Origin of the sequence: Streptomyces sp. NPDC006602 (assembly GCF_042870385.1) — a bacterium.
GTDB lineage: Bacteria > Actinomycetota > Actinomycetes > Streptomycetales > Streptomycetaceae > Streptomyces.
Window position 1 is genome coordinate 16,038 of sequence record NZ_JBIAHG010000023.1, and the last position, 24,595, is coordinate 40,632.

General features: G+C 70.3%; 18 protein-coding genes and 2 pseudogenes. 7 read left to right on the forward strand and 13 right to left on the reverse strand.

Features of this window, described 5'->3' with window-relative positions; translation table 11 throughout:
- Window positions 1-42: 42 nt before the first annotated feature.
- The 4 genes from ACFYO2_RS36590 (at window position 43) to ACFYO2_RS36605 (ending at window position 5,509) form a co-directional block, all read left to right on the forward strand.
- On the forward strand, window positions 43-1,701 hold the full coding sequence (locus ACFYO2_RS36590; RefSeq protein ID WP_388358125.1) for an ATP-binding cassette domain-containing protein: 1,659 nt from the start codon (window positions 43-45) through the stop codon (window positions 1,699-1,701).
- Window positions 1,702-1,703: 2 nt separating this feature from the next.
- Window positions 1,704-2,387: an ABC transporter ATP-binding protein gene (locus tag ACFYO2_RS36595; protein ID WP_388358128.1), complete on the forward strand. Its 684-nt coding sequence runs from the start codon at window positions 1,704-1,706 to the stop codon at window positions 2,385-2,387.
- A 50-nt stretch (window positions 2,388-2,437) separates the two neighbouring features.
- On the forward strand, window positions 2,438-3,847 hold the full coding sequence (locus ACFYO2_RS36600) for an amidase (RefSeq protein WP_388358131.1): 1,410 nt from the start codon (window positions 2,438-2,440) through the stop codon (window positions 3,845-3,847).
- A gap of 327 nt (window positions 3,848-4,174) precedes the next feature.
- Window positions 4,175-5,509: a cytochrome P450 gene (locus ACFYO2_RS36605; RefSeq protein ID WP_388358134.1), complete on the forward strand. Its 1,335-nt coding sequence runs from the start codon at window positions 4,175-4,177 to the stop codon at window positions 5,507-5,509.
- Between the two features lie 102 nt (window positions 5,510-5,611).
- Here the strand turns inward: ACFYO2_RS36605 and ACFYO2_RS36610 are convergent.
- From ACFYO2_RS36610 to ACFYO2_RS36620, 3 genes and pseudogenes are all read right to left on the reverse strand, one after another.
- Window positions 5,612-5,725, reverse strand: a pseudogene (locus ACFYO2_RS36610) (SDR family NAD(P)-dependent oxidoreductase); the annotation flags it as partial.
- 37 nt (window positions 5,726-5,762) lie between these two features.
- The gene (locus ACFYO2_RS36615) at window positions 5,763-6,713 is read right to left on the reverse strand and encodes an NmrA/HSCARG family protein (protein ID WP_388358137.1); all 951 of its coding nucleotides are present in this window, start codon (window positions 6,711-6,713) and stop codon (window positions 5,763-5,765) included.
- A 739-nt stretch (window positions 6,714-7,452) separates the two neighbouring features.
- A complete protein-coding gene (locus ACFYO2_RS36620; protein ID WP_388358140.1) occupies window positions 7,453-7,920 on the reverse strand; it encodes a MarR family winged helix-turn-helix transcriptional regulator in 468 nt (155 codons plus the stop codon).
- A 186-nt stretch (window positions 7,921-8,106) separates the two neighbouring features.
- Here ACFYO2_RS36620 and ACFYO2_RS36625 point away from each other — a divergent pair.
- A pseudogene (locus tag ACFYO2_RS36625) lies at window positions 8,107-8,184 on the forward strand (hydrolase); the annotation flags it as partial.
- A gap of 123 nt (window positions 8,185-8,307) precedes the next feature.
- Complete coding sequence (locus tag ACFYO2_RS36630; protein ID WP_388358143.1) at window positions 8,308-9,225, forward strand: HAD family hydrolase; 918 nt, start codon at window positions 8,308-8,310, stop codon at window positions 9,223-9,225.
- 920 nt (window positions 9,226-10,145) lie between these two features.
- On the opposite strand, the gene ACFYO2_RS36635 is transcribed toward ACFYO2_RS36630, so the two are convergent.
- Together ACFYO2_RS36635 and ACFYO2_RS36640 are read right to left on the reverse strand one after the other, a co-directional pair.
- Window positions 10,146-11,132 carry an NADP-dependent oxidoreductase gene (locus tag ACFYO2_RS36635; protein ID WP_388358146.1) on the reverse strand — a complete coding sequence of 329 codons (987 nt, stop codon included), beginning with the start codon at window positions 11,130-11,132 and terminating at the stop codon, window positions 10,146-10,148.
- Between the two features lie 242 nt (window positions 11,133-11,374).
- Window positions 11,375-14,347 (reverse strand): AAA family ATPase, encoded by a 2,973-nt coding sequence (locus ACFYO2_RS36640; protein ID WP_388358148.1) that lies wholly within the window; start codon window positions 14,345-14,347, stop codon window positions 11,375-11,377.
- 420 nt (window positions 14,348-14,767) lie between these two features.
- Between ACFYO2_RS36640 and ACFYO2_RS36645 the strand changes: the two genes are divergently transcribed.
- A complete protein-coding gene (locus tag ACFYO2_RS36645) occupies window positions 14,768-15,652 on the forward strand; it encodes a pirin family protein (protein ID WP_388358151.1) in 885 nt (294 codons plus the stop codon).
- A gap of 225 nt (window positions 15,653-15,877) precedes the next feature.
- On the opposite strand, the gene ACFYO2_RS36650 is transcribed toward ACFYO2_RS36645, so the two are convergent.
- From ACFYO2_RS36650 to iolC, 8 genes are read right to left on the reverse strand one after another with little or no spacing between them, the layout of a single operon-like run.
- The gene (locus tag ACFYO2_RS36650; protein ID WP_388358154.1) at window positions 15,878-16,876 is read right to left on the reverse strand and encodes a sugar phosphate isomerase/epimerase family protein; all 999 of its coding nucleotides are present in this window, start codon (window positions 16,874-16,876) and stop codon (window positions 15,878-15,880) included.
- 28 nt (window positions 16,877-16,904) lie between these two features.
- Window positions 16,905-18,101 carry a Gfo/Idh/MocA family protein gene (locus ACFYO2_RS36655; RefSeq protein ID WP_388358157.1) on the reverse strand — a complete coding sequence of 399 codons (1,197 nt, stop codon included), beginning with the start codon at window positions 18,099-18,101 and terminating at the stop codon, window positions 16,905-16,907.
- An 11-nt stretch (window positions 18,102-18,112) separates the two neighbouring features.
- Complete coding sequence (locus ACFYO2_RS36660; RefSeq protein ID WP_388358160.1) at window positions 18,113-18,364, reverse strand: hypothetical protein; 252 nt, start codon at window positions 18,362-18,364, stop codon at window positions 18,113-18,115.
- Between the two features lie 28 nt (window positions 18,365-18,392).
- A complete protein-coding gene (locus tag ACFYO2_RS36665) occupies window positions 18,393-19,895 on the reverse strand; it encodes a CoA-acylating methylmalonate-semialdehyde dehydrogenase (RefSeq protein ID WP_388358162.1) in 1,503 nt (500 codons plus the stop codon).
- A gap of 29 nt (window positions 19,896-19,924) precedes the next feature.
- Window positions 19,925-21,808 carry a 3D-(3,5/4)-trihydroxycyclohexane-1,2-dione acylhydrolase (decyclizing) gene (gene iolD / locus ACFYO2_RS36670; protein WP_388358165.1) on the reverse strand — a complete coding sequence of 628 codons (1,884 nt, stop codon included), beginning with the start codon at window positions 21,806-21,808 and terminating at the stop codon, window positions 19,925-19,927.
- Window positions 21,805-22,686, reverse strand: coding sequence for a 5-deoxy-glucuronate isomerase (gene iolB / locus ACFYO2_RS36675; protein WP_388358168.1), 882 nt, complete (start codon window positions 22,684-22,686; stop codon window positions 21,805-21,807). The genes iolD and iolB overlap by 4 nt, the downstream gene beginning before the upstream one ends.
- Window positions 22,683-23,555 (reverse strand): aldolase, encoded by an 873-nt coding sequence (locus ACFYO2_RS36680; protein WP_388358170.1) that lies wholly within the window; start codon window positions 23,553-23,555, stop codon window positions 22,683-22,685. The genes iolB and ACFYO2_RS36680 overlap by 4 nt, the downstream gene beginning before the upstream one ends.
- A gap of 4 nt (window positions 23,556-23,559) precedes the next feature.
- Entirely contained in the window at window positions 23,560-24,549 is a 990-nt protein-coding gene (iolC, locus tag ACFYO2_RS36685) for a 5-dehydro-2-deoxygluconokinase (RefSeq protein WP_388358171.1), read from the reverse strand.
- Window positions 24,550-24,595 lie beyond the last annotated feature (46 nt).

Below are 24,595 nucleotides of genomic sequence, written 5' to 3' on the forward strand. Positions count from 1 at the left end.
GCACCCAGGGCTGGGAGGCGTAGCACCCGAGTAGGGGTGGTGGTGCGTTTCGCGTTGCCGCTGGCGCTGCTGGCGGCGGCTCCTTTCGGGCTGAGCGCCTTCGCGGTGGCCACCCTGACGCTGGGCCTGTGCAACGGGCTGTTCGCCTACGGCCTGGACATCTCCTGGGGACGGGCGGGGCTGCTCAGCGTGGGGCACGCGTCCTTCTTCGGGCTCGGCGCCTACGCCGTCGCGCTCAGCCAGGGGCACGACTGGTCGCTCGCCGCCGTGCTGGCGGCGGCCCTGGCGGCGGCCGTGGGCATCGCGGTACTGGTGGTCCGGATCGGACTGGCCTCCCGGGTGCCGGACGCGCCGCTCATCCTGCTGACGATCGGGGTGGGCCTGCTGCTCCAGCACGCGGCGACCAGCCTCACGGATCTGACCGGCGGCACCAACGGGCTGTCGGTGAGCAGCCAGGGCGTGATCTCCGCCTACTACCTGACTCTCCTGGTGGTGGCCGTCGTGGTGGCCGTCACCAGCGTCACCGTGGTGCGCAGCCGGTTCGGAGCGCGTCTGATCGCCGCCTCCCGCAACCCCGAGCGCGCCGCCCAGACCGGTATCGACCCGTTGCGGGTGAGGACCGCGGCGTTCGCCGTCGGCGCGGCCGTGTCAGCGGTCGCGGGCGCCTTGTACGCACCCGCCGCCGGACTGGTGTCGCCGCAGGTCTTCGGGCTCGCCATGTCGACCAGCGTGCTGGTCTGGCTCGCACTGGGCGGACGCGAGTCGACCGTGGGCCCGTTCCTCGGCGCCATCCTGATCACGGCGGGCGCGCAGACGTTCGGCAGCACCTGGCAGGGCTGGTACGTGCTCGCCCTCGCCGCCCTGTTCGTCCTGGTCGTCCAGGTGGCCCCGGCGGGCCTGGCGGGACTGGCCCGGGTATGGACGCGCGGTCCGGCCGTGAAGCTGCCGCCGGCTGCGGCGGCGCCACGGTACCGCGCCCACGAGATCGCCGACGAGGCCGGTGAAGGACCGGCGCTCGCCCTGACGGAGATCCGCAAGTCCTTCGGCCCGGTGGACGTACTGCGCGGCGTGGACCTGACGGTCGAGAACGGCAGGTGCGTCTGCCTGATCGGCCCCAACGGCGCGGGCAAGAGCACCCTGCTCGCCGTCGTCGCGGGCCAACTCGCCCCCGACGCGGGCGAGGTGCGGATCTTCGGCGCGAACGCCACCGCGCAGCCGGTCCATGAACGCGTACACCTGGGCGTGGGCCGGATGTTCCAGATCCCCAGCGTCCTGACGGCGCTGTCGCCGGCCGACAACATCAGGCTGGCCCGCCTGGACGCGCCGCTCCACGTCGAACTGCCCGCCGAATACGACGACCTGGCCGGCGACGAGACCCGTGAGGCCGGGACCTTGCCGCTGGCCGACCGGCGCCGCCTCGAGCTGGCCATGGTGCTGGCCGGAGCGCCCCGGCTGATGCTGCTCGACGAACCCGCGGCCGGGCTGGGACCCGACGACGCCCGCGCGCTCGTGGACGAGCTGAAGCAGGTCGCACGGCGGACGGGGTGCGCCCTGGTCGTCGTCGAACACGACATGGCGATCGTCCGGGAACTGGCCGACGACGTCGTGGTCCTGCACGAGGGTCAGGTGATCGCGCACGGGCCGATGGACGAGATCGCCGCCGATCCCACGGTGCGCCAGGCCTACCTGGGAGTGAACTGACGATGCTGGAACTCAACGCGCTGGGCGGCGGATACGGGCAGGCCGCCGTCGTCCGCGACGTGACCCTGCGGGTCGCCGAGGGCGAGCGGATTGCCCTGCTGGGGCGCAACGGCACCGGCAAGACCACCCTGCTGCGCACCGTGTTCGGGCTGGCCGACCGGCAGGGCGGCGAAGTGCGCCTGGCCGGACGCCCCGTGCCGCGCGGCCGCCCGGACCTGCTCGCCCGTTGGGGCGCGGCACTGATGCCCGAGGACCGGGGGGTGTTCCCCACCCTCACCGTCGCTGAGAACCTCCGCCTGGCCACGCGCCGGGGCTTCGTCCCCGCGGTCGATCCCCACGAGATCTTCCCGCTGCTGACCGAGCGGCGCCGGCAGCCTGCCGGAACGCTGTCCGGCGGCCAGAAACAGCAGCTCGGCATCGCCCGGTCGATGCTGTCCGGACAGTCGCTGATCGTCGTGGACGAACTCACCCAGGGCCTGCAGCCGTCGCTCGTCCAGCAGGTCCTTCAGGCGATGGCCCGTATCGCCTCCACCGGAGTGGCGGTGGTGATGGTCGACCAGCACGCCGGGCTCCTCCTCGAGCGCTGTGACCGGGCGGTCGTCCTGCAGGCGGGCCGCGTCGTCTTCGACGGCCCGAGCGGCGCGCACAGCCGCGAGGAGCTCGACCGGCTGCTCACCGTCGGCTGATTCCCCACCTCCTGCAACTCCCCTGACATGGCTACAGACTGGAGCCCCCCATGGACCCGTTCGACTCCGCCGTGCGCCTGGCAGAGGCGGTGCGCAAGCGCGAGCTGAGCCCCGTCGAGATCGTCGACACCTATCTGGAGCGCATCGCCCGGTTCGATCCCGAGATACGAGCGTTCGTCTGGCGCAACGACGAGGAGGTACGCGAGGCCGCCGTGAAAGCCGAACGTGCCGTCATGGAGGGCGGGGACCTGCCCGCCTTCCACGGGGTGCCCATTCCCATCAAGGACCTGAACCTGGTGGCCGGGCAGCCCGCCACGTTCGGCAGCCTCGCGTGCGACGACACGCCCCGCACGGTCACGGATCCCGTCGTGACCAGATTCCTGGACGCCGGGTTCCTGCTGATGGGCAGGACCAGCACCCCGGACATGGGCATGCTGACCGCTGCGGAGAGCTCCCGCTACGGGATCACCCGCAACCCCTGGAACACGGAGTACTCGCCGGGAGGCTCGAGCGGCGGTGCCGCGGCGGCCGTCGCCGCGGGGCTCGCGCCCGTCGCCCACGCCAACGACGGCGGCGGCTCGATCCGGATGCCGTCCTCGTGCTGCGGGCTGGTCGGGCTCAAGCCCAGCCGCGGACGGGTGCCGCAGTACCTGGCGGCGTGGGAGCACGCCACGGTCGAGGGAGCGATCACCCGAACAGTGCGGGACGCGGCCGCGCTGCTGGACGTCATGAGCGTGCCGGACAGCCTCGTCATGTACGGCGCACCCGCGCCGGAGCGTCCCTTCTCCGAGGAAGTGGGGCGGGAGTCCAAGCCACTGCGGGTGGGCCTGCTACTCGAAGCGCCCACCGGACTGCCGGTGGACCCGGTGTGCGTGGCGGCGGCCGAGCGGACCGGCAGGCTGCTGGAGTCGCTCGGCCACACGGTCTTCCCGGTCTCCCCGCGCTTCTTCACCGAGGAGGCAGGCCTCGGGTACGCGCAGACCGCCCTGGACGCGGCACTGTGGACCGCGCCCTACGACCGGCCGGAACTGGCCGAGCCCCATCTGCGGTTCCGGATGGAGCGCGCCAGGACGCGCCACTCGGGCGAGTACACACGGACGGCAGCGCTCCTGCAGCATGAGGCCGTGGACGTCCGGGCGCAGTGGGGCCGCGACTTCGACGTGCTGCTCACCCCGACCCTCGCCTGCCCTCCCCCTCCGGCCGGAACCTGCCTTGCAGAGGCCAACGCCGACCCGGGCGGATTCCGGATGACCGAGAACCGGATGATCTCGTTCACAGCCGTCTGCAACATCACCGGCCTGCCCGCCATTTCCTTGCCGCTCCACACCTCACCCGACGGGCTGCCCGTCGGAAGCCAGCTGATCGGCGGGCCCTGGGACGAAGCGACCCTCCTGCGGCTGGCCTCCGCCCTCGAAGAGCTGAGCGACTGGACCGTGCGCCGTCCTGCGCGCTTCGAGTGATTTCAGGGGGTACGGGCCGTACTCGCCTATCGGCAGGAACGGCTCGATCAACTGCCACTGTGCATCGGCGAATTGTCTGCGCGTCACGATCGTCTTCCCATGGGATCCGGCAGGAAGACGATCGCGGATCAGGCATTGCCCTGCTTGAGCATCGCGGCGCGGTACTCGTCCCCGTCCGGGTGTTCTCGTATGGTCGAGAAACTTCCAGCGGTTCGAGAAGTGGGCGAAGAAGATCGCCTCCTTCGACGGGTTCTTCTTCTCACTGAGGCATGATCAAGTGATACTTGGCACATACAGACGGGGTTCTGCCAGTGTTAGCGTCCGCCCGTGACTTCCCCAGCTCTGGATGCGCCCGGTACCGGAACAGCCGGGCGCGGCCCGGCGGTCTGCCCCGTGTCACCCGACGCCCGCGATCCCCTCGGTCTTCTCGACTTGTTCAGCGACGGCTTCGTCAGCGACCCCTACCCCTGGCTGGACGCCCTACGGTCCGAGTCTCCCGTGCACTACGACCCCGTCACGGGGCTGTGGCTGGTCAGCCGCCACCACGACGTGCGCCGGGTGCTGCTCGACCCGGACCTGTTCCGGCCGGACAACGCCCAGCACACCGTCGCCCCCCTGCCTGTCGCCGCGCTGCGCGTGCTTGCCCGGGCGGGCTTCACCCTTCCGCCCGCGCTCGCCAACAACGGCACCGCCAGCCACCCCGGACTGCGCCGCGTGGTCGCCCGGTTCTTCAACGGACAGCGCGTCGAGGCCGCCGTACCGGTGATCGAGCGCATCGCCGAGGAGCTGCTCGACACTGTGCGGTCGCGGATCGACACCACCGGCGGCTGCGAGATGTTCGCTTCCTTCGCCCAGGTACTGCCCTGCCGGGTGCTGATGGAACTCCTCGGCATCGCAGGAGTCGCCCCCGCCACTCTGATCCGCTGGAGCGACGCGTCGCTGGAACTGTTCTGGGGCAGGCCGACACGCGAACGGCAGGTGGAACTGGCCCAGTCCGTGGGCGAGTTCCATCAGTGGCTGACCGCCACCCTGCGCGCCGGCACGGCCCCTTCCGACTCGTTCATCGGGGCGCTGACCCGCCACCGCCTGCCCGACGGCAGACCGCTGGACGTGGAGACAGCGGTCGGTGCGTGCTTCTTCGTCTTCATCGCCGGGCAGTCCACCACCGGCCAGCTGATCGCCACCCTGCTGCGCCGGGTGCTCGGCGAGTCCGGCATGTGGCCGCGCGTGGCCGGGGAGGCGGGCCTGGCGGAGGCCTGGGTGGAGGAGGTGCTGCGGCGCGAGCCGCCCGTGACCACCTGGCGGCGGGTCGCCGGGCGGTCGACCGAACTGGGCGGGGTGCAACTCCCGCAGGACGCACAGTTGCTGCTGATGCTCCTGGGCAGCGGATCCGACCCCGAGGTCTTTCCCGACCCGGAACGGATGCGCCCGCACCGGGCGAACATCCGCCACCACATGGCCTTCGGAGCCGGCCGCCACCGCTGCCCGGGGGCGTCCTTGGCACGTACCGAGGCGGCGGTGGCCCTGCGGGCAGTGGCCCGACGCCTGCCGGACGTGCGGCTCGCGGCAGACGCGGGGGATCCCCCGATGCTGGGCCTGTTGTCCTTCAGGGCACCACTGCGCGTGGCAGTGGAGGCCATACATCGTGCGACGCCGTCCTGACCACGGATCACCTGTTGAGCGGCTGTTCGGCCGGTCTCGGCTCTGCCACCCGCCGGCATCGCAGTCACCCTGCGCATCTGGGGCCACGTCGTTCGCCGCGACAGACTGGTCGAAGTCGTCGACAGTGAGCTGCTCGAACGGTCCGAAGGGACCGCCCCCGGCGTTGTTCACCAGGATGTCCAGGCGGCCGAAGGCCTCCACGGCGCCCTTGACCGCCGCGTTGACCGCTCCGCGTCCTGGTGGTCGCGCTCATTCACTTCACCTCGAACTTCGAGGCGTTCTCGGCCAGCCAGTCGTCGAAGCTCTTCAGCGCCGGGTTGATCTCGCGCAGCCGGTTCAGATCACGGGCGCCGGTGAACTCCTGGTCGAAGTCGCCGTAGTACTGGAACATGTTGCCGAGCTCCTCGGCCAACGGAAAGTCGAGGGTGCGGAAGAAGTCGTAGGGCACGGACTGGAAGCGCACCGGCTCGCCCAGCGCCGACGCCAGCTTCTCCGCGTACTGCGCACCGGTCAGATGGTCGCCGGCCAGGCTGACGGTCTGGCCGATGAAGTGCTCGCCGCCCTTGAGGATGGCGAAGGCCGTCCGGCCGATGTCCGCCACGTCCACTCCGGCCAGCAGCCTGCCGTCCTCCAGCGGCAGACTAAGCGTCAGCACACCGTCCTCGCCGCGCTGAGGGCCGAAGTACTGCAGGAAGCCCTGGAAGTAGAAGGTGGTGTGCAGGAAGGTGGTCGGCACCCCGGCTTCCGTGAACAGCTTGTTGCCCTCACCCTTGGAGTCGAAGTGCGGCACGTTGTACTTCTCCTGCAGGACCGGCATCCGGCCGTCCGCCAGCGGCAGCAGCTCGCGAGTGTCCTCCAGTGTCGACCAGACCACGTGCCGCAGCCCCGCGGCCCCGGCCGCACGGGCCAGGACCTCGATTTCCTCCGTCTCCTTCGCCGCGGACATGTGCGCAAAGAAGTTGGTGACCAGGAAGGCCCCGTAGGCACCCTCGAACGCCTTGTGCACCGTCGGCTCGTCGTCGAAGTCCGCCCGCACGACCTCGGCCCCGAGCGCCGCGAGCTCCCTGGCCGCGGGCGAGTCGGGATTCCGGGTGAGCGCGCGGACCGTGAAGCCCGACTCCGGATCGGCCAGGATCGCTCGTGCGGCACCGCCGCCCTGCGCACCCGTTGCTCCGGCGACTGCGATGATCTTCTTGTTGCTCATGACGGCTGTCCTTGTCAGAAGAGGGCTTCTTGGTGACGCATCAACAACCTATCGGGAATCGGTTGACACATCAACCCCCGAGATGTCAACGAGCCGTGATCGTTTCGGGGTGCCAGGCAATGGTCGCCGGCTGTACCGGAACGCGAAGAACATCAGCAACAGCATGCCGAGACCCCCGGTCGCCATCACCGACGCACAGGACCGCCGCACCTGCTCGGCACTCCTCACCTGCATGATCCGCACGGCCGTCCCCAACCGGGCACGTCACCGTTGACGTCCTCACGCGTTTCCCGGTCAGGAGGAGAAGGCAAAAGGTTGGCTTGCCGAGGGACGTTCCCATGGCAAGCCAACCGGGGTCGGACGTCCGGCGTCCGGGCGCGGCGCCCGGTCGGCGGGCATGTGCACGAAGGTCGGAAAGCCGGGATCGTCGGTCGGCCCCGGCCGCGACGCGTTCGCGCCTGCGGGGCCGGCCCCGTCTCGCGGGGAGCGGCGGAGGCCGTCAGCGGCGGCGTGAACACCGCTGCTGCGACGACGAGGGCCAGGTTCCCCCTGAACCCCTTGCTCCATCTCGAAGTGGGCATGGGTTCGGTTCCTTTCCCGAGGCATTACTGATGCACGCAGGTACCGCGACAGCACTGTGGCGATCACCGTGAACCCATGCGAGGTGACACATCAACCATCCCGTGTCAATCACCCACCGCCCGCCCGTCCCCGGACGGCGAGCCAAGGCTTTACGGCATCAGGGGGGATCCGCCTCCAACCGACCCAGGATGCGTTCACAAAGAACGGTGAGCGCGTCGAGCTCTTCAGGACTGAGGGGGTCGATGATCAGCCGGCGCACGGTGGCGACGTGCCGAGGGGCGGCCGCCTCGATGGCCGCGCGGCCGGCGGGGGTGACGACCACGTGGACACCGCGCCCGTCCTTGGGGCAGAACTCCCGGTTCACCAGGCCGCGTTCGGTCATGCGGCGGAGGTGGTGGGACATGCGGCTCCGCTCCCACTGCACCGTGTTGGTCAGGTCCTGGAAGTGCCGCAGCCCGTCGGGTGCGTCGGTGAGGGCAACAAGAACGACGTATTCCGCCATGGACAGGTTCCCGCAGCCCTGGAGTCCGCGCGCCAACCTGCCAGGGAGCTTTTGATGTACACCGACGAAGGCGCGCCAGGCGCGCTGCTCGGACTGGGTGAGCCAGCCTGTTTTCTGTTCCATGCAAAGCCATCCTAATCGATGGTTGACACATCACCCAGAGTTAGTAATAGTTGACGCGTCACGGATTCGTGACATGTGAACGTCTTGTCGTGTTCCAGGCACTGGAGGAGATCCCGTGAGCGAGTTCCGAAGACCGGCCTGGACACCCTGCTGACCCCGAGAACAGCGTCCTGCTGCTGATCGGCCCACGTCGTCACCGACGCCTCCGGCAGCCTGTCGGCCGAGGCCCACAGCATGGCCGTGCGCCGCACGGTCCAGGCCGGATCGGCAGCGCGACTGGGCCCACACCGACACTGGCGCGGTGCCAGGGGGCCATAAGTGAGGCACACGTGTCCGCAGGGCACCGGACCACACCTGTTCAGTCCGTCGATCCAGAAGGGTGCCGCCATGACAACCGCCCCCGCCGTGCCGGTCGTTGTCCCTCTCGTCCCCCCGAAGCTGATCGCGACGGACCTTGACGGCACGCTGCTGCGCAGCGACGGAACGCTGTCGGACCGCACCCGGGCCGCCTTGACGGCGGCCGCGCAGGCCGGGATCCGCGTGGTGCTGGTCACGGGCCGCCCGCCGCGCCGCGTACCGGAGTTGCTGGCCACCATCGGTCCGCATTTCGTCATCGCCGCCAACGGAGCGGCCGTCTACGCCCCAGACGGAACCCTGGCGTACGTGTCCCCGATCCGGCCCCTGGCAGCCACCCGGCTCATCACCCGCGTGCGCAGGGCACTGCCCGGCACCGCTTTCGCCGTCGAGTACGACAGGGACTTCGGCCACGAAGCGGCCTACCCGACCTGGTCGTTCGGTGAGGAGGCCGCCGAACCGGTCGGCACCGTCGGGGAACTCCTCACCCGTATCCCGGGCAGGCCGGTGCTGAAGATCCTCGCCTACCACCCGACCCTGCCCCTCGACGACTTCTACGAGCGAGCTCGGCGCACCGCGGGCAGCAACGCCGAGACCACCTACTCCACCGGACTGTCCCTGGTGGAGTTCAGCGCACCCCGCGTCACCAAGGCCACCACCCTGCTTGCGTGGAGCGGCCGGCTCGGCGTCGGCAGCGACGAGATCGCCGCCTTCGGCGACATGCCCAACGACCTGCCCATGCTCACCGCTGTGGGTCACTCGTACGCCATGGCCAACGCCCATCCGGACGTCCTGCGGGCCACACGTCATCGCGCCCCCGCCAACGACGAGGACGGCGTCGCCCAGGTGGTGGAACGGTTCGTCGACACACTCGTACGCCGACCGTCCCGGCACATCCCCGTGCCGACCGTCCGGGACGTCGACGACGACCCCACCGACGCGCTCGCCTGACGCCCGCGCCCGCGGGGGCTTTTCCCACGTCCCACCGCGCCCATCGCGCGATGTCAGAGCCGTGGGCAAGAGGCCGGCCGCGCCACAGGCGACAGCGGTCATCGAGGCGAAGGGTGCCCTGCTGATTCCCGGCTTGGTCGACACCCACCGCCACATGTGGCAGTCCACGCTGCGCGGCATCGGCGTCGACTGGACACGGACCCACAACTGGTCGAAGGGCCGGCCACCGTCTGCGCGTCCACGTCACGTCCAGCCCCGCAGCCAAGTCTCCCAGGAGTGGCCCGCGCGTTTTCCGACGCATATCACCCGCTCGACTCCGTGGGCGGAGCCGTTCCTCGCGGTCAAGGTCAGCAGGCCGAGATGGACGGCCACGGTCATCGCAAGGGCCCCTGACCAGCATCTCCAGCAGCGCCGTGCGCTCCCGGTCCGCGGGGGCTTGAGGCGGTGAGTTCTGGCCGCGTCCCGCAGCGGCATGACGAGGGTGTGCCGCGGTTGCGGGCCGACGGGCTCGGCGGACGCGACGGTGGCCGCCGCTGTCCCGGCGGGCAAGGCGCAGGGCGCCCTGCGCGGCAGAAAGGGCATGTGCTCAGTGCGGGCAGGAACCCGTTGATGACCCGCAGCGCGCCCAGCACCTCCAGCGGGCCGGGCGTGAGACTGCCGGCGTCGCTGACGAGGAAGTCGAGGCCGCCGCCACCCAGCGCGTGCGACACCTTCGCCACCCATGACCTGACCGCACCTTCGTCGGTGATGTCGCCGACCGTCGCGGTGATCGCTCCGCCGCCGGCGCTGTTCAGTTCCGTGGCCCGCACGCCGCGACAGCGTGATGCCGTGGACCCGGTAATCCCTGGCGGCCGGCTCAAGGGCCGTTTCCCGCCCGAGGCCGCCGCCGATTCCGGTGATCACGACCGCCTTACGACCGGTCACCGTGCTCGCCGCGTCCTGGCTCCGCCGATGCCGGTGCGCACCGTGATGACGGTCTTGACCTCGCTCGCCCCTCGTACGGTGCCGTTCACGACGGCCGGTGCCTCCTCCAGCGGGACCCGGGTGATCGGCGGCGGGGCGACATGTCCGGTGACGACGGCTTCCGCGACACGGTCGAGGAGGCGGTCCGAGGCCGACAGCACGAAGTTGATCTCAGTGACGCCCACGGCCTCGAGTGCGCCCACATCGGCCACGAACCTCGTCGTGACCGCCGAGCCGCCCGGGCGAACCAGCTTGGCCAGCGAGGCGAAGCGGTCCGCGTCGCTCACGAGGTCGATCAGCGCGTCGATGCCGTCGGGATGCGCCCGCTGTACCGCCTCCGGCACGGCGAGGGCAGTAGGGCCGATGATCTCGGCGGCGCCGTAGCGGCGCATCCGTTCGGCGGCGATGTCAGGAGCGACAGCGGTCACGTGCGCGCCCGCCCTGGCCGCGAACTGGGTCGCCATGGAGCCGACGCCGCCCCGGGCGCCCACGATCAGGACCGTCCTGCCCTCCAACGGTGCGAGCATGGCCGTCACAGCGAGACCGGTCATGCCGATCGTCGGCAGTGCCGCCGCCACGTCGAGGTCCATGGCGTCCGGGACCCGGGTGAGCGGCGCGTCCTCGTCGACGGCGACGTACTCCGCGTACGTTCCCGTCGACCCGATCGGAGGGATCATCAGCTGCCCGAAGACCACGTCCCCCGGAGCGAACCTGGTCGTGCCCTCGCCGACGCTCTCGACGATGCCCGCGCCATCGGTGCCCAGCACCATCGGGAACGTGCCGGGGAACATGATGCGCCGGTCGCCGTGCGCGAGCCTGCGGTCGACGGGGTTGACGGCCGCGGTCCGCAGCCTGATCAGCAGTTGGCGGGGTCCTGGTCGTGGGGTGGGCACCTCGCCCAGAACCGGCGTCTGTCCGTAGTCGTTCACGATCACCGCGCGCATGGCTCTCCTCGCGGACGGGTGGGGGCCGTCCTCGCGGGAAAGTCTCGTCCCGGCAGTGGTGCACTCGTATCAGCCAGTGCACAGTGCGGATGGCCAGTCATGATCAATGGACCGCCACCGGGGCCCCACACCTGGATCAAGACCTGTGAACGAGTACCTTGAGCCCTTCGTGGGGGCGAAGATCGAACCGGGATCGTGGAACGCCTCGCCGGACATCCGAACCGAATCAACGACTCAGGACACTAGTTCCCGTCGTCCGGCAGTACGGCGTCGAGCTGACCGCGTGCGCTGATGCCGAGCTTCATGAAGACCTTGCGCAGGTGGTACTGCACCGTACGCGCGCTGATGAACAACCTCGCACCGATCTCCGCGTTCGACAGGCCCGCACGGGCGAGTCGGCTGATCTGAAGCTCCTGCGGCGTGAGTTCTTTCCTGGTGTCGTCGGTGCGCTTGCGAGCGGTCGCCCCGGTGGCGAGCAACTCGCGCCGTGCGCGGTCGGCATAGGCATCGGCACCCATCGTCGCCAGCATGTCGTGGGCGGTGGACAGTTGCTCCCGCGCATCGGCCCGTCGCTTCTCGCGGCGCAGCCATTCGCCGTACAGCAGGTGTGCTCGGGCAAGTTCCGCCCGGACGCGGGTACGGCCGAGGCGCTCGATGGACTCCTGGTAGAAGCCCTCGGCGTCGCTGCCCTGTGCGAGGAAGGCGCGCAGTCGGGCCTCGATCCCGAGCGACCAGTCCGTGGGCACCGTACGCGTGCGCTCGGACAGCCACTCGAGTACGTCGTCGACGGTCCCCCGGTCGCCGGTGCGGGCCGCCGCCTCCGCCAGTTCGGGCACGACGAACGGTCCCAGTCCGCACGGGTCGCGCTCGAACACCTCCCGGGCGGCGACGAGCGCCTCACCGTGACGGCCGAGGCCGTTGTGGAGCACCGCGCTCATACAGCCCGCGAACGGCATGACGGCGCCGGTCCCCTGCTTGGGCGCCGCCCGGCGGCTCGCCTCGGCCAGCTCCCGCACCCGTGTCTCCTGCCCGCGCCACGCCATCAGCATCATCTCGGGAAACGGAAAGTACGGGTTGCCCGTCGCCTCGGTGAGAATGCAGTACTCCGCGATCAGCTCCCGTGCGCTGGCGAACTCCCCGGCGAGAACCTGTCCAAGGCCCAGGACGCTGAGTGCGACCCGCAACTGCCCCATCGCACCCGTCCCGCGAGCGACCCGCGCCTGGCGTGTGGCGATCGTGAACCACGCCTCCGCGTCCCACAGTTCCATGGCGAGGACGACCGCCGCCCTGCCGCCCACGAGCCGGCCCGAGTCGCCGTCGGGTCCAGCGATCATGCTAAGTGCCTCGGCGAGCATTGACCCCGCCACCGTGTACCCTTTCGTGGCCCGCGCCACCCAGGCGTCGAGCAACACGTCGACCGCGCGCGGCGGTTCGGGAGCGGCCGGCGCGTTGCGCGCGGCTTCCGCGACGGTAAGGAAGCTGCTGGAGTCGTCCAGGGCGCCGTCCAGAGCGCCGCCCAGCACAGCCGCCACGAGCGCCTCCAGGTATATCTCGCGCGTCAGGGCGGGATCGAACGGTTCCATGCGCTGGGCCGCGCCGAGGAGGATCTGGGGCGCCTCGGGCATGCGCCGCTGCTCCAGCGCGATCCGGCCGCGCAGGTGCTCCGCCTGGGCCGTCCGCAGAGCGTCTTCCGGACCCGCCTCGGCCGCCTCCAGCAGCCTCAGCGCGTCGTCGGGGGCGTCGGCGTCGAGCTTGGCGTAGGCCGCCGTGAGCATGCGCTGCGCGCGGCGCGCGGGATCCGGTGTCAGGATCGCGGCGTGTTCGAGGAACGCCGCCGTCGCGGTGAGGCCGCCGCGTGCCAGCGCGCGGTCGGCGGAGCACTCGAGTTCCTCGGCGACGTCCTCGTCGGGACCCGTCGCGGCCAGGGCGCGATGCCAGGCGCGGCGGTCGGGATCCTGCTCCGGGTCGGTGGCTTCCGCCAGTGCGCGGTGGGACTCCCGGATTTCCTGCGGTGAGGAGGAGTTGGTCAGCGCCGAGCGGACCAGCGGGTGCCGGAACCGTACATGGGGGCGGACCTCGATCAGGCCGGTCTCCAGCGCTGCGGTTGCGGTCTCGCACGGGATGCCGAGCAGCGCAGCCGCCCGTTTCAGCAGCGTCAGATCGCCTACGGGGTCGACGGCCGCGAGGAGCAGCAGGCGCCGCCTATCGGCCGGGAGCGCGTCGATCCGACGCCGGAAGCTCTCCTCGATCTTCTTCGACAGGGGGGTGGCACCGCGCCGTATCCCCAAGCCGCCGGCGATCTCCGCCGGCGACATCCCCCGCAGCAGTTCCAGCAGTGCCAGCGGATTGCCGCGGGTCTCGCTGATGACCTGGTCGCGGATCCGCTCGTCCAGCGGCCCGACAGCCACCGAGTCGAGCAGCGTCCGGGCGTCCCCGTCTTCCAGGCCCTCGACGGCGAGCTGCGGCAGATCCGCGAGGTCCCGGCTCGGCCGCCGGGTGGCGAAGACGAGCCCGACCGACTCCCTCTCCAGGCGGCGGGCGACGAACGCGAGCACCTGCGCCGAGGCGCGATCGAGCCATGGCTCGTCGTCGATGACGCAGATCAGCGGCTGTTGCCCGGCAGCGTCGGCAAGCAGGCCCAGGACGGCCAGGCCTCCGAAGAACCGATTCGGCGCCTTCCCCGGGCTGATACCGAAGAGCGTGCGCAGGGCGTCGCGCTGCGGAACCGGCAGGCGGTCCAGCCGATCCAGCATGGGCGCCAGCAACTGGTGCAGCGCGGCGAACGGCAGATCCATCTCCGCCTGGATACCGGTGGCGCGCACGATGCGGACACCCGATGTTTCGTCAACCAGCCAGTCCAGCAGTGCCGTCTTGCCGACGCCCGGCTCACCACTGACGACGAGGGCCCGGCTCTCCCCCGCACGAACGGCGTCCAAGAGGGCGCCGAGGGCCTCGCGCTCACGGCGTCGGCCTATCAGCCGCGTACAACTCCCGCCCGCAGCCGGACGGAAGTCCCTTGAGAACATTGACCGGGCGTCTCCCATGCGGCCCAAGAATACCTTGGGCAAAGACATGTGCCGGACGCCCTTTGATCCCACATGACCAGGTAAGACTTGTCCAGGACAGCCATTGGCAGGAGGGTCGCGCGGGCACCGGTCGACGCCGGGCGCGCGGTGCGGCGCTGCGCTTCCGCGCTTGGGAAGAGGCGGCGCCATACATCCGACCTGTTGCGGCGTCAGAACCGCGAGAGAGCTCAGCCGCACTCGACCTCGCTCCCCCGCACGAAACGAATGCCCGCGGTTAATGACGCGTCAAGCAAGAGGCGGGACGAGGTACACAACCGCAGGACCGTCTGCTATAGGCGCCGGAGGGATGAGTGAGGCCGCGGCCTGAATTCACCGGCTCCGGGCATGACACCCGCGGCACCCTCACCGCCATCCGCGGCTGACGTGTTTAGACCCCCGTCTTTGGCCGCCGCTGATCCATGTGCCCAGCGAAACCGCGGGCCGCACCTGCGCACAGGCGCCCGCCTCCGGCGGGTCGCACCGCACGCACCAGCCAACGGTTGACGCGTCACCTAGAAAGTGCTTGAATTGAATAACACGTCAACGCCACGGGGTGTGCGGAGGCACTTGATGCAGGCACAGCAGCAGATCTCGCGCCGAACCGTCGCCCGGATCGAGGACAGGATTCACCTCGGCCCGGACGCTCAGGTCGACGACAAAAGCCTGATGTTCTCTCCGCAGGCCCCGGCACTGACCGACCCTTTCCTCGTGCTGGTCGACGACCTGTTCTCTGAGCCCGGCTTCGAGTGGCACCCGCACCGGGGCCTGGAGACGGTGACGCTGGTACTGGACGGGGTGTTGGAGCATGGCGACAGCATCGGGAACAGCGGCACACTGACCGCTGGAGACATCCAGTGGATGACCGCCGGTCGCGGGATCATCCACCGCGAGCTCGCCTTCCGTAACGAACGCGCACACATACTGCAGTTGTGGGTCAACCTGCCGGCCGACATGAAGCTGGTCGACAGCCGCTACCAGGACCTGCTTGCCGCCGGCCGGCCGACCATCGACCACGACGGTGCCCGCATCGACCTCATCTCCGGCCCCACCGGCGGTCTGACCGGCCCGGCGCTCACCCATTGGCCGATCTCCGGCTCGGTGATCACCATGGAGCCCGGCCGGAGCCTCGATCACGTCCTGCCCGGCCAGGACCGAGCGTTCTTCACCGTGCTCGCCGGCGCCGTGAGCATCGCCGGCCGCACCGTGACCGCGGGACAGACGGCCTGGTCCGATCCGCTGCCGCACGCGGACCTGTCCGCCATCGGCCTGCGGACCGGTGACGGCGACACCCCGAGCAAGGTCCTGACCTTCAGCGGACCGCCCATCCGGCAGCCCGTCGCGTTCGGCGGGCCCATGGTCATGAACACCAAGGCCGAGATCGAGCAGGCGTTCCGCGACTTCCACACCGGCAAGTTCGGCGCCGTCCCGCGCCAGGCCCGGCTGCAGTACCGATGACGTCGGGAATCCATCTCGGAACAGCTTTTCAGCAGGGCGCTACCCGGATCCCAGGGCTCGAGCCCCGATAGAGGCCAATGGCCTGCGCTGAAGCGTCACCACCACCTGTCATGCGCGGCTCGGACGCAGCTTGTCAGGCCCTTCTCTGATACAGGCCTGTGGTCCGGCTGACGCCGCCGACCTGGTTGAGCTGTATGGGGATGACGCATGGGGATGACGCCCTCTTCAGAAGGCCGCCGCGGCGCTGTGCAGGTTCTTGGCGGCCAGGGCGAGCCCTTCGGTCTGGGAGTAGGCGGCGTCCTCGTGCTCGATGTTGACGGCCATGTCGGGGTCGATCTCGGCGAGGGCGCGCAGGAACTCGGTCCAGAAGGGGACGTCGTTGCCGAGGCCGACCGCGACGAACTTCCAAGCCGGATTCTCCGGCCAGGCGTTGCACCAGAAGCCGTATCCCGTGGGCACCTTGCCGGGCGCGTCGGCCGGCACGCGGGTGAACGACGTGTCGAGCACGCCGCGGATGTCGGCGCCCGGGCAGAGCGTCGCGTCCTTGGCGGCGGCGTGGAAGACCAGCGGGCCGAGCCACTTGGTGGAGGCGACGACGTCCATGCCCTGCCACATCAGGTGGGAGGGGTCCATCTCGGCACCGACGTTCGTCAGGCCCCCCTCCTCGACCAGCCGCTTCAGCGTGACGGGGGAGAAGACGAGATTGTGCGGGTGCATCTCGACGGCGACCCGGACGTCGTTCTCGCGGGCCAGCGCGTCGATCTCCTTCCAGAACTCGACGGCCACGCCCCACTGGTAGTCAAGGACGTCCATGTACACGCCGTCCCACGGGTTCACAACCCAGGAGGGGTACTTGGCATCCGGGTCCGAACCCGGCGTACCGGACATGGTTACGACGTGCTTCACACCGAGCAGGCCCGCGAGGCGGATCGTGCGACGCAGGTCGTCGGCGTGCTTGGGGCCGACACCGGGGAGTGGATTGAGCGGATTGCCGTTGCAGTTGAGGCCGGTGAGCTCCATCCCGCGGTCGGCGAAGGTGGCCAGGTACTCCTCCCGGGCGGTGGCCGAGGACAGCAGCAGGTCGACCGGGCAGTGCGGGGAGGGGATGAAGCCGCCGGAGTTGACCTCGACGGAGGTCAGGCCGTTCTCCTTGAGGATGTCGAGGGCCTCGGTGAGGGTGCGGTCGTGCAGACAGGCGGTGTAGGCGCCGAGCTTGAGGGCCATGTGCGTGCTCCTTGGATACGTGCGGAGGTCAGGCGGCGGGCGGGACGTCGACGGCGGCACCGCCGTTGCCCGAGGACTTGACGACGGCCCGGATGATCTCCATGGTCCGCAGCGCGTCGGCGAAAGTGGCGCAGGCCGGCAACGGCTCGGCGACCCCCGCGACCTGGTCGAGGAAAGCCCGGGCCTGGTAGGTGAAGTGGTCGGCGTTGCTGGCCCCCACGCCCGGCGCCTCCATCGGGACACCGCCCGCGAAGTACGGCACCTGCGGGCCGACGATGATCTGCCGGGCCCCGCGGGTACCGGCCTTGGGCTGCGCGTCGTCGAAGAGGTACTCGGCGGGTCGGTGCTGGTCGAACGCGGCCCGCCCGCCCACGCCCAGAACGTCGAAGGCGAGCCCGTTGGGCAGGCCGAAGCCGGTGCGCGTCACCGAGAAGGTGCCGACCAGACCGGACTCGAAACGGGCCGTGAAGGACGCGGTGTCCTCGTTCTCGACCTCGCCCACCTCGTCGGAGACGGGAGCGGCGTTGTGCCCGACGACCGCGCCCAGCGGCAGCGGCCGCTTGGTGATCTGCGTCGACAACGCGGCACCGGAGACCGAGGTGATGGGCCCGGCGACGTACTCGGCGGCGTCGATGATGTGCGAACCGATGTCCCCGAGCGCACCGGAACCGGCGCCGCCCTTGAACCGCCAGCTCAGCGGCCCGTTCGGGTCGGTCGCGTAGTCGCACCAGTAACGGCCGCTGAACAGCGTCGGATCGCCCAGCTCACCGGCACGCACATGCTCACGGATCGCGGCGATGCCGGGCGAACGCCTGAAGGAGTACCCGACGGCCGTCACGACCTCGGCGCCCCGCTCCAACTCGGCCATGGCACGGGCGTCTTCGAGCGAGCCGGCCAACGGCTTCTCGCACAGCACATGCTTTCCGGCAGCGATCAGCGCCTCCGCGATCGGACGGTGCAGATCATTTCCTACGACGATGGAGACCGCGTCGATCGTCGGGTCCTCGGCGACTGCCTCCCAGCTCGGCAGCGCCTTCTCGAAGCCGTAGCGGCGGGCGGCGTCCTCGCCGAGTGCGACGTTGGCATCGGCGATCGCGGCCAGCCGGACGGGCGGCAGACCTGCCCCGAAGACCGTGTTGACGTTGCGGTATCCGGCAGCGTGACTGCGGCCGGCCATGCCGGCGCCGATCACCGCGACGGAGAGGGGTTTGGCGGACGTGGTCATGGCGGTGCCCTTCAAAGGAATAGTGAGCAGGCGGCGAACTGCCGGCGGAAGTGGGACTCGATGTCTTTCATCGAGCGGCCCGGGGTCTTCGTGAGCGGTGTGGACGTGGAGGTGGAAGACGAACGTCGCTGCGTCGACACCGCCCCCGCCAGGGCGCAGGCGGCGACCGCGTTCGCGGTGCAGGCCGGCAACTGGTCTGTCACGACCATCAGTTCGCTGGGCTCGGGGGCCTGGAGGGCGTCGTCCCTGACGTCCATGGCCACCTGCTGGCGGATGGTCTGTGGGCGTTACTCAGTTGGAGGTGGGGAAGTTGAAGCCGGCGGTGAGTTGCTGGGTGGGCTGGGGCCAGCGGGTGGTGACGACCTTGGGGCGGGTGTAGAAGCGGATGCCTTCGGGACCGTGGACGGGGGAATCGCCGATGAGGGAGTCCTTCCAGCCGCCGAAGGAGTAGTACGACATCGGGACCGGCACCGGCACGTTGATGCCGATCATGCCGACCTTGATCTTGCGCTGGAAGCGGCGGGCGGCCTCGCCGGAGGCGGTGAACAGGGCGGTGCCGTTGCCGTAGGGGTTGGCGTTGATCAGGTCGATGGCCTCGTCGAGGGACTCGGCGCGGACGATCGCGAGGACCGGGCCGAAGAGTTCTTCCTTGTACGCCTCCATCTCGGTGGTGACGTGGTCGAGGAGGGAGGGGCCGGTGAAGAAGCCGTCGGCGTACGCGGGGTCGTCGATCTTCAGGCCGCGGCCGTCGACCACGACTGTGGCGCCCTCGGCGGCGGCGGTGGTGACGGCGTTCTCGACGCGTTCCTGTGCGGCCTTGGTGACCAGCGGGCCCATCTCGGTGCCTGGCCGGTCGCCCGGGCCGACCTCGACCTCGCGGGCCTTGCGCTCCAGCAGCGCGACCAGGCCGTCAGCCGCGTCACCCACGGCCACGGCCACGGAGACGGCCATGCAGCGTTCGCCGGCGGAGCCGTAGGCGCCTGCGGTGATGTGGTTGGCGGCGAATTCGAGGTCGGCGTCGGGGAGGACGACGGCGTGGTTCTTGGCGCCGCCGAGGGCCTGGACGCGCTTGCCGTGTGAAGTGGCCTGCTCATGCACGTATTTGGCGATCGGCGTCGATCCCACGAAGGACACCGCCTCGATGCCGGGGTGGGCGAGGATCGCGTCGACCGCGTCCTTGCCGCCGTGCACGACGTTGAAGACGCCCTCCGGCAGTCCGGCCTTCTGGTACAGGCCGGCGACGAAGTTGGCGGCGGACGGGTCGCGTTCGGACGGCTTGAGGATGAAGGCGTTGCCGGTCGCGATGGCGATGGGGTGCATCCACAGGGGCACCATGGCGGGGAAGTTGAAGGGGGTGATGCCCGCGACGACGCCGAGGGGCTGGCGGAAGTTGTGCACGTCGACGCCGCGGGAGACCTGGTCGGAGAAGGATCCCTTGAGGACGTCGCCGAGGCCGCAGGCGAACTCGACGACTTCCCGTCCGCGGGTGATCTCGCCGCGGGCGTCGTCGACGGTCTTGCCGTGCTCGGCGGAGATGATCCGGCCCAGTTCTTCCTCATGGTCGAGAAGGAGCTGGCGGAAGGCGAACATGACCTGGGTGCGCTGGGCGAGGGAGGACTCCGACCAGCTCTCGAACGCGGCGGCGGCGGCCTGCACGGCGGCGTCCACCTCGGCGGACCCGCCGAGGACGACCTGGGCCTGCTCGGCGCCGGTGGCCGGGTTGAAGACCGGCTGAGTGGCGGTGGCGGCGCCCTGGGTGAGGGAGCCGTTGATCCAGTGCTGGATGGTGGTCACGGTGCGGGTTTCCTTCGGGGACGGGGGCGTTACAGGTAGTGGCGTTGGGCCTGCTTGTGGGCGGCGTACGTGTCGTATGCGGCGCGGGTGGTGTCGAGTGCGGACGTCTGGCTGACCGGGACGTCCCACCAGCCGTGGCCGGGCGGGTTGGGTCCGTAGAGGTCGGTCTCCACGTGCACGACAGTGGTGCGGGTGGCGGCCTTGGCCTTCTCCATCGCGCTGCGGAACTCCTCGACGCTGGTGGCGTGCAGCACGTCCGCGCCCAGCGACGAAGCGTTCGCCGCCAGGTCGACGGGCAGGACATCGCCGTCCAGCCGGCCTGAATCGCCGTCGCGATAGCGGTACTTGGTACCGAAGCGCTGCGAGCCGAGCGACTCGGACAGGGCGCCGATGGAGGCGAAGCCGTGGTTCTGGACGAGGACGATGACGACCTTCAGGCCCTCGGAGACCATGGTGACGATCTCCTGAGCCATCATCAGGTACGAGCCGTCGCCGACCAGCACGACGACCTCGCGGGAAGGGTCGGCCATCTTCGCGCCGAGGCCGGCGGCGATCTCGTAGCCCATGCAGGAGTAGGCGTACTCCACGTGATAGGCCTTCGGATCGCGGGCCCGCCACAGCTGCTGGAGATCTCCGGGCATGGAGCCGGCCGCGTTGATGACGACGGCGCGGTCGTCGAGGACGTCGTTGAGGGCGCCGAGGATCTGGGTCTGGGCGGGCAGGTCACCGGTGTTGCGGTCGGGGGCGAAGCACTCCTCCTCGATCTCCCGTGTGCGGGCGATGAGGTGACGGGTGCGCTCGCGGTACTCCGCTGGGACCTCCCAGTCCGTGAGTGCTCCGGCGAGGGCCTGGATGCCGAGCCGGGCGTCGGCGACCAGCGGTTCGGCGGCGTGCTTGACGGCGTCCAGGCGGGCGACGTTGAGGTTGACGAAGGTGACGTCGGGCCGGCCGAAGACGGTGTGGCTGGCGGTGGTGAAGTCGGAGTAGCGGGTGCCGATGCCCAGTACGACATCGGCCTCGCGAGCCAGCTCGTTGGCGGCGTAGGAGCCGGTGGAGCCGATGCCGCCGACCGCGTAGGGGTGGTCCCAGGGTACGGCGCCCTTGCCGGCGTGGGTGTCGGCGACCGGGATGCCGGTGGCCTCGGCGAACGCCCGCAGGGCGGTCTCCGCACCGGAATACACGGCACCCCCGCCCGCCACGATCAGCGGTTTCCTGGCGTTCCGCAGCAGACCCGCGGCCCGCTCGACCGCGGCCGGCTCCGGCACCGGGCGGCCCACGTGCCACACCCGCCGCCGGAAGAAGGCGAGCGGCCAGTCGTACGCCTCCGCCTGCACGTCCTGCGGCAGCGCGAGCGTGACGGCGCCGGTCTCCACCGGGTCGGTCAGCACCCGCATCGCTGCCAGCGCGGCCGGGATCAGCTGCTCGGGACGGGAGATGCGGTCAAAGTACTTCGACACGGCCCTAAAGGCGTCGTTGACGGTGACGTCCCCGCCTCGGGTGTCCTCCAACTGCTGCAGCACCGGGTCGGCGGCACGGGTGGCGAACATGTCAGAGGGCAGCAGCAGCACGGGCAGCCGGTTGGTGGTGGCCAGCGCCGCGCCCGTGATCATGTTCGTCGAGCCGGGTCCGGTGGAGGCCGTGCAGGCGAAGGCGGCCAGCCGGTCGCGCATCTTGGCGTAGGCCACCGAGGCGTGCACCATGCCCTGTTCATTGCGGGCCAGGTAGTACGGGAGGTCGGCCTCCTTGGTCACGGCGGCCTGGAGCAGGGCTTGTCCGATGCCGGCGACGTTGCCGTGGCCGAAGATGCCCCACACGCCGGGGATCAGCCGCTGTTCCTGGCCGTCGCGCTCGCTGTACTGGTTGGCGAGGAAGCGGACGAGGGCCTGCGCGGTGGTGAGTCGGACGGTGTTCATCGCTGCGTGAGTCCTTCGAAGGGAAGCCGGTCGTCGACGTCCTGGGCCTGCCAGGTGTCGCGGACCCAGCCGTGGGCGGGGTCGTCGCAGATCAGCCAGGCGCGGTCCTGGCCGGGGCCGGCCATGACGTTGAGGTAGTACAGGTCGTAGCCGGGCGCGGCGATGGACGGTCCGTGCCAGCCGTGCGGGATCAGGACGGTGTCGCCGGAGCGGACCTCGGCGAGCACGTCGATGGGCCGCTCGGCGGTGCCGTAGACCCGCTGGTAGGCGAAGCCGTTCCCGTCTCCCGCGACCTCGAAGTAGTAGATCTCCTCCAGCTCCGATTCGATGCCCGGGCGGGTCGTATCGTGCTTGTGCGGCGGGTACGACGACCAGTTGCCGCCCGGGGTGAGGACCTCGCACACCAGCAGCTGCTCGGCCTCGAACGTCCCCGGCAGGCAGTAGTTGTTGACCTGCCGCGAACACGCGCCCGCACCGCGCAGTTCGACCGGGACGTCCTCCTTGCGCCCGTACCGAGCTGAGTGACCTCCCTGCTGGGTACGGGCGGAGGGCAGCGCGAACCTCCCACCGGACGCGCTGCTGATCAGGGCCTCCGACGCGCGCGGCAGGTACGCGAAGTCGGTGATCGCGGCGAACACGCCCGTACGGCCCGCGAGTTCGAAGGCCGAGCCGTCCGTGGTGACGGTGCAGGAGCCCGTCAGCGGCAGGACCAGGAACTCGGAGTCCTGGGTGGACAGGGCGTGCGCCTCGCCCGGCTTCAGGGTCAGGATCCTGAGGCCGGAATGTCCCCAGCCCGCCGACTCCGGCGTGACCAGGAGGTCGTAGGGGCCGTCGGCCGAAGTCCCGTTCGGCAGGTGGTACTTGTTGGTGTCGCTCACAGCAGGCTCACCGCCTTGTCGACGGCGCCGGCGACGTCGCCGCCCGCGGGGTAGAGCAGGGAGCGGCCCACGACCAGGCCCTGCGCGGTGGGCTGCTTCAGGGCCTTGCCCCAGGAGGCGAAGGCCGCGTCGGCGTCCTTGACCTCGCCGCCCAACAGAAGGGCGGGCAGGGTGGAGGAGGCCAGGACGCGCTCCATGTCGTCCACGACCGGCAGCTTCAGCCAGGTGTAGGCGGTGCGCCGGCCCAGCCCCGAGGCGATGGTGACCGACTTGATGACGGCGTCCGTCGACAGGTCGTTGCGGATCTTCCCGTCCCGCCAGGCGGACATGAAAGGCTCGACCATGGCGATCAGCTGACGGTCGTTGAGCTCGTCGACGGCGCGGGCGGTGTTCTCCAGCACCGACGGGGTCGCCGGATCGTCGAGAGCGATACGGGTGAGCATCTTGCCGCCGTCGAAACCCATCGCGGCGATCGTCTCGGCGTCATACCCGGTGAACCGGTCGTCGATCTCGAACACCGAACCCGCCAGCCCCGCCCGGTTCATGGAGCCGAAGACGCTCTTGCCGTCCAGGACACCGAGCAGCAACAGATCCTCGAGAATGTCGGCGGTGGCCAGCACACCGGTCACGCCCGGCCGGTCGAGGGCGATGCACAGCCGGTCCAACAGCCGGGCACGGTCGGCCATCGCGCTCGGGTCGCCACCGACGCCGTTGGCGCCACGCCCCGGATGGTCCGCGGCGATGATCATGGCTTTGCCGTGCTCGCCGAGCAGCGAGGAGGCTCTCACACGGCGTGCGGCGGTGGCCGCGATGGTGCCGGGGTCGCCCACCCGGGCGGACACGATCCGGCTCATGTTGTCGGACAGCACGGCGTCACGCCTTTCGTTCTACGGAGGTGGAGGCGGGTGAGGCCTCGCGGAGCTTGGCGTCGACCTCGGCCTCGGTCGGCATGGCGTCGGAGCAGGACAGCCGGCCTGCGACGACGGCACCGGCGGCGTTGGCGAAGGTCACCGTGCGCCGGGTGTCCCAGCCGGACAGCAGCCCGTGGCACAGGGCGCCGCCGAAGGCATCCCCGGCGCCGAGCCCGTTGACCACGTCCACCGGCACCGGGGGAATCTCGACGGCAGCGCCGTCCCGGGCGATCGCCAGCACACCCTTCGGCCCCTGCTTGACCACGGCCAGCTCCACCCCGGCGGCAAGCAGCGCCTTGGCGGCGGCGTACGGCTCACGCTCACCGGTGGCCACCTCGCACTCGTCGAGATTGCCCACCGCCACCGTCGTGTGGCGCAGCGCCTCGGCGTACAACCCACGCGCCTGACCGGAGTCGGCCCAGGCTGGGTCATTCCAAAACACCGGCCGCCAGTCCAGGTCGAAGACCGTCGCCCCGGCCTTCGCCCGGTGCGCCAACGCCGCCAGCGTGGCCGAGCGGCTCGGCTCCTCGCTCAGCCCGGTCCCGGTCACCCAGAAGATCCGCGCGTCCCGCACCGCGTCCAGGTCCAGCTCACCGGCCTCGATGTCCAGGTCGGGCGCCTTCGGCAGGCGGTAGAAGTACAGCGGGAAGTCGTCCGGCGGGAAGATCTCGCAGAACGTCACCGGCGTCGGCGCGATGTCGGACGTACCCACGAAGCGGGCGTCGACGCCGTAACCCTCCAGAGCCTGCCGGACGAAGTCGCCGAACGGGTCGCGGCCGGTCTTGGTGATCACGGCGGCGGAGTGGCCGTAGCGGGCGGCTGCCACGGCCACGTTCGTCGGGCTGCCTCCCAGGTACTTGCCGAACGAGGTGACCTCCGCCAGTCCCACACCCGTCTGGAGCGGATAGACATCCACTCCGACCCGGCCGATGGTCAGTACTTCGAACGGCATTTCTCTGGTTTCCCTTCGCTCCGGAGACTCCGGGGAGTGATGGAGT

What these genes read in the sequence shown, in the direction of transcription:
- ACFYO2_RS36595 (WP_388358128.1), top strand. Translation starts at nt 1,704, where the DNA reads ATGCTGGAACTCAACGCGCTGGGCGGCGGATACGGGCAGGCCGCCGTC.
- ACFYO2_RS36600 (WP_388358131.1), top strand. Translation starts at nt 2,438, where the DNA reads ATGGACCCGTTCGACTCCGCCGTGCGCCTGGCAGAGGCGGTGCGCAAG.
- ACFYO2_RS36615 (WP_388358137.1), bottom strand. Translation starts at nt 6,713, where the DNA reads ATGAGCAACAAGAAGATCATCGCAGTCGCCGGAGCAACGGGTGCGCAG.
- ACFYO2_RS36620 (WP_388358140.1), bottom strand. Translation starts at nt 7,920, where the DNA reads ATGGAACAGAAAACAGGCTGGCTCACCCAGTCCGAGCAGCGCGCCTGG.
- ACFYO2_RS36630 (WP_388358143.1), top strand. Translation starts at nt 8,308, where the DNA reads ATGACAACCGCCCCCGCCGTGCCGGTCGTTGTCCCTCTCGTCCCCCCG.
- ACFYO2_RS36635 (WP_388358146.1), bottom strand. Translation starts at nt 11,132, where the DNA reads ATGCGCGCGGTGATCGTGAACGACTACGGACAGACGCCGGTTCTGGGC.
- ACFYO2_RS36640 (WP_388358148.1), bottom strand. Translation starts at nt 14,347, where the DNA reads ATGGCGCCGCCTCTTCCCAAGCGCGGAAGCGCAGCGCCGCACCGCGCG.
- ACFYO2_RS36645 (WP_388358151.1), top strand. Translation starts at nt 14,768, where the DNA reads ATGCAGGCACAGCAGCAGATCTCGCGCCGAACCGTCGCCCGGATCGAG.
- ACFYO2_RS36650 (WP_388358154.1), bottom strand. Translation starts at nt 16,876, where the DNA reads ATGGCCCTCAAGCTCGGCGCCTACACCGCCTGTCTGCACGACCGCACC.
- ACFYO2_RS36655 (WP_388358157.1), bottom strand. Translation starts at nt 18,101, where the DNA reads ATGACCACGTCCGCCAAACCCCTCTCCGTCGCGGTGATCGGCGCCGGC.
- iolD (WP_388358165.1), bottom strand. Translation starts at nt 21,808, where the DNA reads ATGAACACCGTCCGACTCACCACCGCGCAGGCCCTCGTCCGCTTCCTC.
- iolC (WP_388358171.1), bottom strand. Translation starts at nt 24,549, where the DNA reads ATGCCGTTCGAAGTACTGACCATCGGCCGGGTCGGAGTGGATGTCTAT.